The 13,240-nt window shown below is 28.9% G+C and carries 13 protein-coding genes; 10 read left to right on the top strand and 3 right to left on the bottom strand.

Going from position 1 to position 13,240, the window contains the following annotated elements; translation table 11 throughout:
• Positions 1-88 precede the first annotated feature (88 nt).
• From B3N22_RS07425 to B3N22_RS07415, 3 genes are all read left to right on the top strand, one after another.
• Positions 89-877 carry a rhomboid family intramembrane serine protease gene (locus tag B3N22_RS07425; protein ID WP_286905940.1) on the top strand — a complete coding sequence of 263 codons (789 nt, stop codon included), beginning with the start codon at positions 89-91 and terminating at the stop codon, positions 875-877.
• A gap of 271 nt (positions 878-1,148) precedes the next feature.
• On the top strand, positions 1,149-2,096 hold the full coding sequence (locus B3N22_RS07420; RefSeq protein WP_286905938.1) for an alpha/beta hydrolase: 948 nt from the start codon (positions 1,149-1,151) through the stop codon (positions 2,094-2,096).
• Positions 2,097-2,253: 157 nt separating this feature from the next.
• A complete protein-coding gene (locus B3N22_RS07415) occupies positions 2,254-3,777 on the top strand; it encodes a C40 family peptidase (RefSeq protein WP_286905936.1) in 1,524 nt (507 codons plus the stop codon).
• 73 nt (positions 3,778-3,850) lie between these two features.
• On the opposite strand, the gene B3N22_RS07410 is transcribed toward B3N22_RS07415, so the two are convergent.
• Positions 3,851-4,543 carry a 5'-methylthioadenosine/adenosylhomocysteine nucleosidase gene (locus tag B3N22_RS07410; protein ID WP_238905136.1) on the bottom strand — a complete coding sequence of 231 codons (693 nt, stop codon included), beginning with the start codon at positions 4,541-4,543 and terminating at the stop codon, positions 3,851-3,853.
• A gap of 163 nt (positions 4,544-4,706) precedes the next feature.
• Between B3N22_RS07410 and B3N22_RS07405 the strand changes: the two genes are divergently transcribed.
• The gene (locus B3N22_RS07405) at positions 4,707-5,462 is read left to right on the top strand and encodes a tRNA threonylcarbamoyladenosine dehydratase (RefSeq protein WP_073022757.1); all 756 of its coding nucleotides are present in this window, start codon (positions 4,707-4,709) and stop codon (positions 5,460-5,462) included.
• Between the two features lie 114 nt (positions 5,463-5,576).
• Here B3N22_RS07405 and B3N22_RS07400 read toward each other — a convergent pair whose 3' ends face one another.
• Both B3N22_RS07400 and B3N22_RS07395 read right to left on the bottom strand, forming a co-directional pair.
• The gene (locus B3N22_RS07400) at positions 5,577-6,233 is read right to left on the bottom strand and encodes a DUF4230 domain-containing protein (RefSeq protein ID WP_286905932.1); all 657 of its coding nucleotides are present in this window, start codon (positions 6,231-6,233) and stop codon (positions 5,577-5,579) included.
• Between the two features lie 25 nt (positions 6,234-6,258).
• Positions 6,259-7,470: a class I SAM-dependent methyltransferase gene (locus tag B3N22_RS07395; RefSeq protein WP_286905931.1), complete on the bottom strand. Its 1,212-nt coding sequence runs from the start codon at positions 7,468-7,470 to the stop codon at positions 6,259-6,261.
• A 159-nt stretch (positions 7,471-7,629) separates the two neighbouring features.
• On the opposite strand from B3N22_RS07395, the gene B3N22_RS07390 reads away from it, so the two are divergent.
• From B3N22_RS07390 to B3N22_RS07365, 6 genes are all read left to right on the top strand, one after another.
• Complete coding sequence (locus B3N22_RS07390) at positions 7,630-8,577, top strand: GNAT family N-acetyltransferase (RefSeq protein ID WP_181602065.1); 948 nt, start codon at positions 7,630-7,632, stop codon at positions 8,575-8,577.
• Between the two features lie 78 nt (positions 8,578-8,655).
• A complete protein-coding gene (locus B3N22_RS07385; RefSeq protein WP_315114308.1) occupies positions 8,656-9,258 on the top strand; it encodes a deoxynucleoside kinase in 603 nt (200 codons plus the stop codon).
• 388 nt (positions 9,259-9,646) lie between these two features.
• On the top strand, positions 9,647-10,138 hold the full coding sequence (locus B3N22_RS07380) for a DUF2975 domain-containing protein (protein WP_238905128.1): 492 nt from the start codon (positions 9,647-9,649) through the stop codon (positions 10,136-10,138).
• Positions 10,139-10,155: 17 nt separating this feature from the next.
• Positions 10,156-10,365, top strand: coding sequence for a helix-turn-helix domain-containing protein (locus tag B3N22_RS07375; RefSeq protein WP_021803858.1), 210 nt, complete (start codon positions 10,156-10,158; stop codon positions 10,363-10,365).
• Position 10,366: 1 nt separating this feature from the next.
• Entirely contained in the window at positions 10,367-12,241 is a 1,875-nt protein-coding gene (locus B3N22_RS07370; RefSeq protein ID WP_286905926.1) for a DUF4153 domain-containing protein, read from the top strand.
• Between the two features lie 12 nt (positions 12,242-12,253).
• On the top strand, positions 12,254-12,904 hold the full coding sequence (locus B3N22_RS07365; protein ID WP_286905924.1) for a hypothetical protein: 651 nt from the start codon (positions 12,254-12,256) through the stop codon (positions 12,902-12,904).
• The last annotated feature ends 336 nt before the right edge of the window (positions 12,905-13,240 follow it).

Here is a 13,240-nt window from a genome sequence, read left to right as displayed (position 1 = left end):
TAGTTAAGTTGATTCCAATTAAGATAAATGATAGTATAGTAATAATAAATGACTATGAGACTTAATTATATTGAGGAGGTTAAGGGATTTGAGATTTTTAGATAAATTACAGAGAAAATATGGTCGATACGCAATACATGGATTAATGAAATATATAGTAATTATAACTGCAGGGGTTCTATTTATTGAGTATATGATTCCAGCTGCTAATATAGCATATAGATTGGCATTAAGCCGCTCATCAATATTAAATGGCGAGGTGTGGCGATTAATAACTTTCATATTCATACCAGAAGGAAATTCTTTTTGGACTTTGATAACTCTATATTTCTATTATATGATAGGTAATTCTTTAGAGTATGAGTGGGGCGCTTTTAAATTCAACATATATTATTTAGTTGGAATATTAGGAACTATAATAGCTACTTTTATAACCGGTGGAATAGGGGTTCCAACATATTTAAATATGTCATTGTTTTTTGCATTTGCATATATTTATCCTAACTTTGAAATATTAGTATTCTTTGTACTTCCAGTTAAGATGAAATATTTAGGTTGGCTTAGTGGAGCTTTTTTGGCCTTTTCCTTTGCAGCAGGAAGCTTAACAACAAAGATTGTGATTATAGTAGCTTTATTAAACTTCATTTTATTCTTTGGAAGAGACATATACGAATCTTTAGTTAATAGAAATAAAAAGGTTCATAGAAAATATAAAAATAATGTAATTGAAATGAAAAGAACAATGCATAGATGTACTATATGCGGAGTAACAGAAAGAACAAATCCTGATATGGAGTTTAGATATTGTAGCAAATGTGGTGGTGAGCATGAGTATTGTATGGATCACTTAAATAATCATGAGCACATTAAACACTAGTAGTTAATATAAGGTGTAGCAAAAATATTTTGCTGCACCTTTTTAAATTTTACTAGCTAGAATTTATAGTTTAAAGAATAAAAGAACAAAAGAATAAAGCGGAAGAATATATAATGTTTATGCTAGTTTGAGGATTTACTTGAGAACAAGAGAGTGTCTCTCTAGCGATAAAATGAATATACTGTTTATATATTAATTTTAAGGAATTTTATAAATGGATATAGACTTTAGATACAGAACCAAACCTATTAAATATGTAGAGGGCTATATAATGAAGGGTGTAAATTATAGATGTAACTATACTAAGTTTGAAACTTTGTATAAGGCACCTGCAATAGGTACGGAGACTGTTGAGGTGTATAATTTTGAACCTAAGAAAGAAGTAAGGGCGTCTGTTATACTTCTTCATGGCTTAGGTAGTAGAAATATAAGATTTTTCTTATGGATGGGAAGTCATCTAGCATCAGCTGGAGTGCATTGTGCTATACCAGTTCTTCCAGGGAATTATACAAGAGTAGAGAGTGGCTCAGTTAGCGGCAGAAGCTTTTTATATCCTGATATTAATAGAATGTATAAGTTTTGGGAACACGCTGTTGTAGATGTTAGATCAACTATAGATTTATTAGAACAAAAAGGAATCTGGAAACCTAATAATTTAATAATGGGATATTGTTTAGGGGGAATGCTGTCTTCCATAACAATGTCTATTGATAAAAGAATAAATAAAGGTATATTTATGACCACAGGGGGACATTTGCCTAAGATATTACATAATTCGCCTACAGCGGCTTTTGTGAGAAGACTGTTCAAAGCTGGTCTTAGGGAAGAATATTTTCTTCATGATAAGAAAAAACTTTATGAAACTTACAGGCAGCAACTTGGAAAAGTTAAGAAAATGACTTTGGCAGAGTTATGTAAATCTAGTGAAATACATCCTTTATTTAAAATAGATCCTCTTTCTTATGCTCATTTTATAGATAAATCAAAGGTTACTTTTATTGATGCATTATTAGATGAAACAATTCCGTTAGGAAGTAGAACCTCTTTGTTTAGAGAGATGAGAGGTGGAGTAAGATATATATTACCAATGACCCATGGAAGCTGGCTACCCTTTGAAAGATTTTTAGCACAATATATATTATTTAAAGTAAATATAAATGACAAATCAAGTTTAAAACAGGTATGTAAAAAACTCAATATAGATAGAGATTTGTTTTAATTATTAGATTTAAGCTAAGTTAGGAAAAAAATATTAAGATTCTTAACTTAGTTTTTTTGTTAATTAAAATTTTATTAAATAAAACATTAACTTTCTCGAAAATTAAAGTATAATTAATTTAGAAGAATAATCCAGAGAAGTAAGGTGGGATGTAAAGGTGAATAAGAAAAAAATAACTCAGCTATTAATAGTAGCAGCTACCGTTTCGGCAAGTTCGCATATTTTAGGTGAAGAAGCTAATGCAGTACAGCAAACAAATGATGTTTCGATACAATCTGTGGCTCAGCTTAAAGGACAAGTTGTAAACGTAAGTAGTAATCTAAGAATAAGAAAGGCTGCCGATATTAACTCTGAAGTTATTGGTTATCTAGTAAATGGACAAGAGTTTGATATTAAAGGAAAATCAGGTGACTGGTATAATATAGATGCAAAAGGTGTAGTTGGATATGTATATAAGGATTATGTTAAAGAAGCTGGTGCTACCCCAGTAACTAATCCACCAAGTGGAAATGAAAATACATCATCAAAAGGACAAGTTATTAACGTCAGTAGTGCTTTAAATATAAGAGGCGGAGCTAGTACTTCAGCGCAAATAATAGGAACTTTAAAAAATGGACAAGAGATTAATCTCAAAGGTAAATCAGGAGATTGGTATAGTATAGATATAAATGGAACAATAGGTTATGTGTACAAGGACTATGTAAAAGAAGTCTCAGGATCAAACACGCCCGAAAATCCAACCAATCCTACCAATCCAACAAGTCCAGTTAAAAGCAAGGGACAAGTTATTAATGTGAGTTCAAGTTTAAGAATAAGAAAAGAAGCAAACACATCTTCCGCTATAGTGGGGTATTTAATTAATGGACAATCAATTAGTATAAAAGGCCAGAGCGGAGATTGGTATAGTATAGATGCAAATGGTGTTTCTGGATATGCACATAAGGATTATATAAAACTTGTAGATGATTCTACACCTACTACACCTACGAACCCGCCTGAAACTGTAGAGGAGATAGGGATAGTTGTTAATGTAAGTACTAATTTGAGGCTTAGAGATAAACCTACTTCAGATTATACTAGTGCAGTTGTAGGTTATTTATTACCTGGGGACTCCTTTAAGATATTAGGAACTTCTGGAGATTGGGTTAACATAAATTATAATGGTAAAGTTGGATATGTGCTCAAGGACTATGTTAAAAAAGTAGAGGCGTCAAATGAAGAGGATATATCTAAAACATATACTGCTATTTTAAATATATTAAAAGCTCAAATAGGAGCACCTTATGTATATGGAGGTGCAGGAGAACTTTTAACAACATCGTTTTTAAATGAGATAAAAGTAAGATTTCCAGCTGCAGCTCAAAGTGGAGAATATAATTTAGCTCAGCAGTACGTAGATAAAGGCTATAGGTCTTTTGACTGTTCAGGATTTTTATATTGGGGATTTAAACAAGCAGGAATAAATATAGGTAGAACTACTTATGATCAGATAAATAATGGGGTAGAGGTTTCAAAAGAAAATGTAAAATTAGGAGACTTTCTATTCTATTCAGATATAGGACATGTAGGTATGTATATAGGAAACAATCAATGGATTGAATCTTCTAATTCCAAAAGCTACGTTAAAATTGCAGATGTACCTTGGAGTAAAATAGGAAGAATAAGAAGAATTTTAAATTAAAAATAGGTGTAGTTTACTAAATTTAAGTAAACTACACCTTATTATTCATACTAAAAGCAGGGAAATCCCTGATTTACATCTTTTTAATCATTTTTTCTAAAATAGTAGTAGAGTTTTTAACTCCAATTGGAACAAATTTTTCAAAATCCATATGAGCTCCGTTGTTAGCATTATCAGAAATGGAACGTATAACTACGAATGGTATACTATTTAAATAACAAGTATGAGCTATACTTCCACCTTCCATTTCACAAGCAAAAGCTTCAAATTCAGAAGATAACCATTGAATCTTTTCTATATTTGCAACAAACTGATCTCCAGTAACTATTCTTCCTAAAAATGTTTTAATATCTTTGGCTTCATCGCAAGCTTCTAATGCAAATTTAACCAACTCATCATCACATTTAAAATCAAAAGTGTCAAGTCTAGGAATTTGACCGTGTTTATCTCCAAAAGCTGTAGTATCCATATCATGCTCTACTAGATTGTTAGCTATTACTACATCGCCTGGGTAAATATCTTTACCTATTCCTCCAGCAACCCCAACATTTATTACTGTATCTACTTTATATTCACTAGCTAATATTTGAGTACAAATAGCTGCATTAACCTTACCAACGCCACATACTACTGCGATAACCTCTTTTCCCCATAAACTTCCTTTATTGAAAGTCATTTTAGCTTTTTCCTCTGTTGATTGAACGTGCATATCCTTTAGAAGAATTTCTAGTTCCTCATTCATTGCGGCAATTATTCCTATAATCATTTAAATTCCTCCCAGAAAATATTACTCTTATACATTATAACCTTAGGAATTATTTTACTCAATAAAAGTACGTATTGTTTTATTATAAAATATAAACTAAAATGATATAGTGATTCAATTAATTATGTAATTGTAACTTTCATATATAAAGGAGAAATGCCATATGTTGCAACATTCATTATCTAGAACAGAGCTTTTAATAGGCTCAGAGGGACTAGAAAAATTAAAAAATTCTAAAGTAATTGTATTTGGAATAGGTGGAGTTGGAAGTTATACTGTAGAATCATTAGCTAGAGCAGGAGTAGGTACCCTTGTTTTAATTGATGATGATACTATTTGTCTTACTAATTTAAACAGACAAGTGCATGCAACTTATAGTACTATAAGCAAGTCAAAAGTTGAAGTTATGAAAGAAAGAGTTCTTTCTATAAACAGAAAATGTAATGTTATAACTTATGAAACATTTGTTACTGAAGAGAATATTCCAGAATTTATTTCAGAAGATACTGACTATGTAGTTGATGCTATAGATACTGTATCTGCAAAAATTGCACTTGCAGTGTATTGCCAAGATAAAAATATAAAAATAATGAGTTCTATGGGAACTGGTAATAAACTTGATCCATCTCAGTTTAAAGTAACAGATATATATAAGACAAGAGTATGCCCTTTAGCTAAAGTTATGAGATATGAGCTTAGAAAAAGAGGAGTTAAGTCATTAAAAGTTGTATATTCTGAGGAAATTCCAATAAAGCCAAAATCAGAAGATGTAGTAACCTGTAAAACAGGGTGTGTATGTACAGGTGGTACTAAAAAATGTACCATAAGACGTCAAATACCAGGAAGTATTAGCTTCGTTCCACCAGTTGCAGGAATGATTATAGCTTCACAAGTGGTTAAAGATATTTTAAATATATAAAAAGTATCCACAGAAAACAGTTGATAAGTAATGAAAAATTGTGGATAAGCATGTTTATAAAAATATATACTGTGGATAACTATAATAAAAGAGTCCTATCTTAGGACTCTTTTATTATACAAAATATATATCAATGATTGTGGATTCATTAGGAAATAAGGGCCTCAAAAGTTTTTCAATAGAGCTTTTTGCGTTAGTTTCAGCACTGGAGTAAAGCTCATCTTCCACCATTTTATCTTTCATTAGTTTTTTTACCTCTTTAGAAATAGAAATAGTCTGTTCTGGGGATAACTTTATATCTCCAAATCTTAATAAACCATTAGTAGTTGTTTCATAAACAGTTTTTTCTTCATATATGGTTACATCTTCAACGATAGGTTTTGGTAATGTTATAGAAATTGAATTTTGAGATTTATCAATTTTTATGTTCCCTTTATCTATATTTGAAAAATCTAATGAATAACTACCTTTCCCGTAAAAAGTTATTCCTTTGACTTTTTTAAACACTTCCCACTCTCCCCAGCTATCATTTAGCAAAATTCTTTCTTTTAGATCTGCTTCTAGGGTGATTAATTTTTGAGTTTCGTGTATTTTGTCAATAATACTTTCTTGAGAGATAAATTTAGTATTTTCTGTTGAATCAGTTGAAACCCATTGTTCGACTTTATCTGTAGGTTTGTTGAATAATTTGTAACAAGTATAAAAACCTATAGAAACAAAAAATACTGCTAAAATAGAGAGAAAAACAACCTTTCTTTTAAATTTCCTCATAAAACCCCCCAATCAGATTAAATTCTTATTCTGCCATCCATCCTTCATTTAAAAACTCATATAAAGCAGGATATACATTTAAAGAACTCATCAAATTTAAATACTCACTCATTAAATCGTAATTCTCATCTGAGGTTTTTAAAGCTCTTATCATTAAGTTCTTAGGAGTTTCTAAAGGTGATATATACTCAACTACAGAAACATCATACCCCTTAGCTTCTAACATCATACTTCTCATTCCATCAGTTAAAACATCTGCAAGTCTTGCTTTTAAGATGCCGTGTTTAGTAATTCCTTCAAAAGGTTCGTAATTATATTGAGAAAGCATTTGTCTATGGCAGCAAGGAACAGCTATAATACAATCACTCTCAAGTTTAATTCCTAGAGCTAGAGCCATATCTGTAGCTGTATCGCAAGCATGTAAAGACATAACGACATTTATCTTTTCTTTAGGTTTATACATTTTTATATCTATAGCATGGAACTCCATATTTCTATAACCAAGATTTTTAGCCATTTCTTTAGAAGAATTAATAACTCCTTCAGATATATCAAGCCCTATAAACTTACACTTTCTTCTCTTTATTTCAGTTAAATAATAGTTCAAAACAAAGGTTAAATAAGACTTTCCACATCCACAATCTAAAATTGTAATAACTTTATTTTTAGGAAGTGAATCCAAAACGCCCTCTAAAAGTTCTACATAATGGTCTATTTGATTGTATTTACGTATCTTATTATTTTTAATTTTCCCGTCTTTACTCATTATGCCGATTTCTTTTAACAATGCATCCGCTTTTCCGACCTTTATGTAGTAGTCTCTGTTTAAAAGAGTAGAAGTTTCTTGCGAATGGTTAGCTGGAGAAGTTTCTTTTGCTTCATTAGAAGAAATTATTGTAGAATCTTCTGGCACTTCTTTGTTCTGCATTTTTACATTTTTGTTATCCCCAGTGATTAAAATGTCGGTTCCACGCTCTCTATATAGAATAGAAACCTCGTCATAATTTTCAGCTTCTTTAGTTACTCTGTTCCAAAGTTCAGATAGAGTGTAGTTTTCTGTCTTCCCATTAAAATTATATGAGATATTTTCCTCATTATAACTACCTACTCCCTTAAATTCTTTTAAACCAGATTTATAAACAACATGTATATTTTTAAATATAGAACTGTTTTCGCTAAATCTATTCTCAAGTCCTATTAAGAATAATTTTATTTTACCGATGTTCTGTTTATTCATAAAATCACTACCTTCCATAATAATTAATATAAAACAATATTAAGATTATAATGCTTTAAGTGTAAATAGTAAATTATTAAGTGAAGAGGAGTTCTATTTGTGATATAATTATGAAATGTTAAGTATGCACAAATATACGCTAATCTAGGAGATGGACTTATGGCAAGTAAGTTTGGAGTGAGCATTGAGCCTATAGGTAAAAGTGACTTTGAGTACTCTATTAAAGATTATTTAAAACTAAATATAGGTAAAATAAACGTAATAAACTTAGATCGTGAGAACAAGAGCTGTTCTTTAAGACTTAAGTTTTTTAAGAGTGAAAAAAAAGAACTTTTAAGAGATTCACTTATAAACATAGCTAGTTATTTTTTTGAAAAAGAAAAATTCTATAAGATTAACTTATATGTAAGTGAAGACATGCCTATAAACAGTTTGTTATTAGTAGGTTTTGAGTTAGAGGGAGTATTGAGTGATAGCCTAATAGTGTCTGGTGCTCATAAAAGTGAACTTATTTTTGGCCTTAATATGTATGATTACAGAATTAAAAATAGGAAACCTTCTGTTATAGAGCTAAAAGGGAGCAATATTGAAGTTAAAAATCTTACTCCTGATAATGCTCAAGAAATGTTAGATTATTATATAAGGAACTTTAATCATTTAAAAGAATTTGAGCCTCAAAAAGATAGAAGTTTTTATACCTATGAGGTACAATATTCTATTTTAATGGAAAGTTATAAACAGCTTATTGATGGGACCGGAATAGACTTAGGAATATTTAAAGATAACAAGATTATAGGAAAAATAAGAATATCAAACATAGTTTATGGAGTTTTTAGAAATGCATTTATAGGATATTCTATTGATGAAAATGAACAGGGAAAGGGATATATGAAGGAAGCTGTTAAGCTTGTACTTAAATATGCTTTTAGTGAATTAGAACTCCATAGAATAGAAGCTACTGCTATGGTTGAAAATACTAAGTCTCAAAGAGTTCTTAGAAGCTGTGGTTTTAAGGAACTTGGAATAAGTGAAAAATATTTATTTATAAATGGTGAATGGAAAGATCACGTAGTTTTTTATAACGTTAATAGTGAATATTCCTGCTAACTAAGGAGGAAAATAAGAGTGCAGTTCAATGTGTATAGTGAGATATTAAAAAAAGTAGATAGAAAAGGAATTTGGGATATGATTGTTATAGATGGTGTAGTAGGATCAGGAAAAAGCACTTTGATGAATATTTTAGAAGAGCTAGGGTATACAGCATTTAAAGAACCTGTTGTAAATAATCCAATACTAGAGAAGTTTTATTATGATAGAAAGAAGTATGCTTTTGCACTTCAAGTATTCTTTTTAAATAATAGATTCAAGTATATAAAGGAAGCAGCAGAATTAGAAAATTCTGTGATGGACAGAAGTATATATGGAGATGCTATTTTTGCAAAGTTATTAGAGATAACTGGAGATATGACATCAGAAGAATTTGATGTTTATAGGGAACTTTTAGAAAATATATTAGAACACGTTAAAGCACCGAAGCTTATGGTTTATTTAGAAATATCAGTAGACCAAGCTATTAATAGGATAAGAAAAAGAGGACGAGACTACGAACAGGTAGTTGAAAGAGCTTATTGGGAAACTCTTAATAAGGAGTATACTGAATACTTTAATGCTTATGATATATCACCAGTATTAAAAATAAATGTAGATTCTTTAGATTTTGAAAACAATCTTGAAGATAGAAAATATGTCTTAAGTTTAATAGATGAAAAATTAAAAGAACTTCAATAATAAAGAGGAAATTGCAAACTATTTTGTGATTTCCTTATTTTTTTACTCCTATCCTGTAGAGACTTCTTCTAAAGTCTCATAAAATCAATTTAATTCTATGATCATATTCTATAAAAACATAAAAACACAAAAGCATAAAAACATAAAAACACTTGAACACAGGAACATAAGAACACTGAAACACAAAAACATAGAAACAGCGGAACATAAGAACATAGGAACGCAAAAACATAGGAACATAGGAGTGCAGAAGATTTTGGAGAGGAAATGACAATAAAACAATATATTTTTATTGAATAACAATAAAAATATATTGTAATTTGTTTAATGAGGATATATAATGCTCATATAGGAATAAAAATAGTTTAAATATACGAGGTGAATTTATATGAAATACTATGGGAAAAAATCATTATCTCAAGCATTAAAAATTATGTTAGATATTTTATTAGTAGGAGGTGCTTTATATTTTTTTCAAGCATTAAAACAAGCTTTTAAATTGAAAGGAGAAATAACTAATTTAGAAAGCTTTGGAGTATTTTTATTACTTATAATTGGTTGTTTTTGTGTGTTTATTATAGTTTTTAATATAAGATCTATAATGGATAGTTTAGTTAAAGAAAATCCATTTACAAGAGAAAATGTTAAAGCGTTAAAAAGAATGTCAATATGTTGCATTACAGTAGCTACATGCTATATTATAAATCTCATAATAAATTTTTCTAGCGGACAATATAAACTTATTTACATTGATAACACAGGAATCCATACTGATATGGAGTTTTTAATATTTATTTTTGCTGGATTATTTATATATGTTTTATCAAAAGTCTTTGAAAATGCAATAGAATTTAAAGAGGAAAATGATTATACAGTGTAAGAGAAAGGGGCGTAAATATGCCTATAATAGTAAATTTAGATGTTATGATGGCTAAAAGAAAGATGTCTTTAAATGAATTAGCAGAGAGAGTAGGAATTACGAATGCTAATCTATCTATATTAAAAAATAATAAGGCTAAGGCTATAAGATTTTCAACCTTAGAGGCTATATGCAAGGAGCTGAAGTGTCAGCCGGGTGATATTTTAGAGTTTGTAGAGGAGGAATAATGTGTGGGTTAATGTAATTCCATCAAAGGGAAATGATATCTTATGTAAAAAGTTAGATAATGCTTTTGGATTTATAAAGTTTGAATGTGAAAATGAGAATGGTATAGAAAAAATCATTAAACTTATTGTAAAAGAAGACTATGATGTAAGATTTAAGTTTAAATCTAATAAGCTTAATAATGAGGAATTGTTTTATTTTATAGAAATAGAGAATGAAGAGGGATTTTTTAATATACTTACGGAGGATAAATTTTTAATGCTTTCCTATGGAGAAAGTTCTAATCTTATGAGGGCAGTAGAGGCTATGATAGATTTAGATATAGGATATGCTTCTTATAATATATTAGAAACCTTTGTGAACCTGCCTCAAAACTCTCAGTGGTTTAAATATATAGTTAGCAGGAAAAAACGAAATAAAAGAATGGTAGAAAAAGCTTCAAGTAGTAATTCTATGATAATTATATATTCATTAGTGTTAACAATATTATTTGATTTTCTTATAGGACAAGTAGCTTCTGATTTAAGACCATTAGGGATAAATATTGCCATTTTCAATATATTATTTCTGACTTGCTTTTTTATAAATAATAAAAATAAAATAAAGAAAAGTATCCTAGGTTTGGGTTTTCTTATCTTAAGTCTTGTTACTTCATTTTACTTTGGGATATATAATGTAGCTTTTATAAAATGGATAAACGTACTACTTCTACCTGTCATAAATATTCTCTTAGCAAATGCTCTAGTTAATGATTTCAGTATATCTTTTAGGTCTTTAGGAGCATTTTTATCTGAAACTATACTTACTCCATTTATATTCATTAAAATCAGTTTTGGAAAATTTAAAAATACTATAAAAATCAATAAAAAAGAAGGAACACATAGAGACAGTATTAATGCAGTAATAGTAGGATTTTTGATATTTATACCTTTTGCAATTATATTGATAAGCCTACTTTCCCAATCAGATTTATATTTCAGTCAGTTTATTTCTTCGATTTTTTCAAGTTTAAAACAATTATTTAACTTTAAAAATATAGGGCTAGAACAATGGATATTACGAATGTTATTAATGATTTGGATATTTTTATATAGTGTGGCGGTTTTCCTTGGAACTAGTGATTATAAAGCCTCGCCTAGAGTAAGTATCAAAAAAACTATATCACCACTAATAATTATAAGTTTTCTTATATCATTATTAGGGTTATATACTATCTATACATTAATACAAATTCCTAATTTATATATAAATAAAAATTCAATAGGAGCGCTGTATTCACAATATGCAAGAGAGGGCTTTATGCAGTTAGTTGTTGTAGTGATAATAAACTTTATAATTATAGCTATATGTAGCTTTCTTACAAGAGATGTTGTCTCTAAATATAGAAACATCTTAAAAATACAATACACATATTTAATTTTATTAACTTCAAATATGATTATTTCATCTAACTATAAAATGAATATGTATATAGATAAATATGGCTTTACAAGATTAAGATTTTCTGTAAAAGTTGGTTTAGCCTTTTTAGGAATAGTATTTCTTCTATATATAATTAATATATGGAGAAAGATTGCATTTAAACATGCATTGATTATAACATTGTTCGTGTTTTGTGCTTTTATAAATATAATAAACGTAGATGGGTATATAGCTAAACAAAATCTAGAACAATATAAAGTAACAAAAACAATAGACATAGAATATATCACAGAAGAGTTGTCCATAGATTCATTAGTAGAGATAAAGAAGGTAAAAGATGAGACTGCATATTCTGAATTAAAAGAGAGCTTTGAACAGGCTTTAAGGAAAAGATATAAGAATGAGGGCTTTAGAGAGTTCAATATTAACAAATATAGATTGTGGAAAGTAGAATAAGGAGAAGTCTACATGTCTAAGAAGCTTGGAGTGGTAATATTACTAAGTTTATTAATATTATTATTAATTGATATACCCATACTTATAAAGGGATCTGTAGGTTTGGGATTATGTGTAATGTTCATTGTCTGGATATCAATTGAATATAAATCTATAGGTAAATTCGAGTTTTTAAAAACAAGTTTATGGTTTTTTACTTTTATATTTTCATTTAGTTTGATAATTGGGATAGTAAAATATATAGATGAAAAAAATTTTTATAAAAGAACAATAGGAATAGATATACCTAAATACTCCTCAATATTAACAGAAAAAGATACTCATGGAGGATTCAATGGGGATGGGGAGTATTTCTCTATAATAGAAATTAGTGATTCGGATAAAGATGAGTTTATTAATGACATAAAACAGAACAGTAGCTGGTATGGATTACCTATAAGTGCTGAGAAAAAAAGAAAAATTTATTTTGGAGATAAAGAGTATATATATGGAGAGTATCTAGGTAAAATTCCTAGAGATATCAAAAATGGTGCTTATTATTTTAGAGATAGGGCTGCAGAAGAATATCCAGATGATAGTATGAATATGGCAGCTTATAATTTTGATTTTGGGGTTATGGATTATGATAAAAATATTCTTTATATCTATGTTTTAGATACTTAAATAATATTAAATACTAGAGATTTGCTAGTTTAGTGATACAATCATATGAACACTATTCCTAGTGTATCAATAATAAGAAAACAAAGAAACTAAAAGGAATTATTAGATAAATAAGAATAATTTAATATAACTAGGAATATAGAGAAATATTATGTATTGTAGAGGTGGTAAGATAAAACACGTCGCAAGAACAACAAAACATTTCAGATAAGAAATAAATCAACAAAAATTGATTAAAAAGAAATGAAAAAACTTGTTGACAGAGAAAAGTGTATATGATAAGATAACACTTGTCGCTGAGAGAGATTAGCGAAGAAGAAAAAATGGTCTTTGAAA

Origin of the sequence: Clostridium sp. UBA1652 (assembly GCF_002320975.1) — a bacterium.
In the GTDB taxonomy this organism is placed as follows: Bacteria; Bacillota; Clostridia; order Clostridiales; family Clostridiaceae; genus Clostridium_T; species Clostridium_T intestinale.
This window is presented reverse-complemented; position numbering and strand designations above follow the sequence as displayed.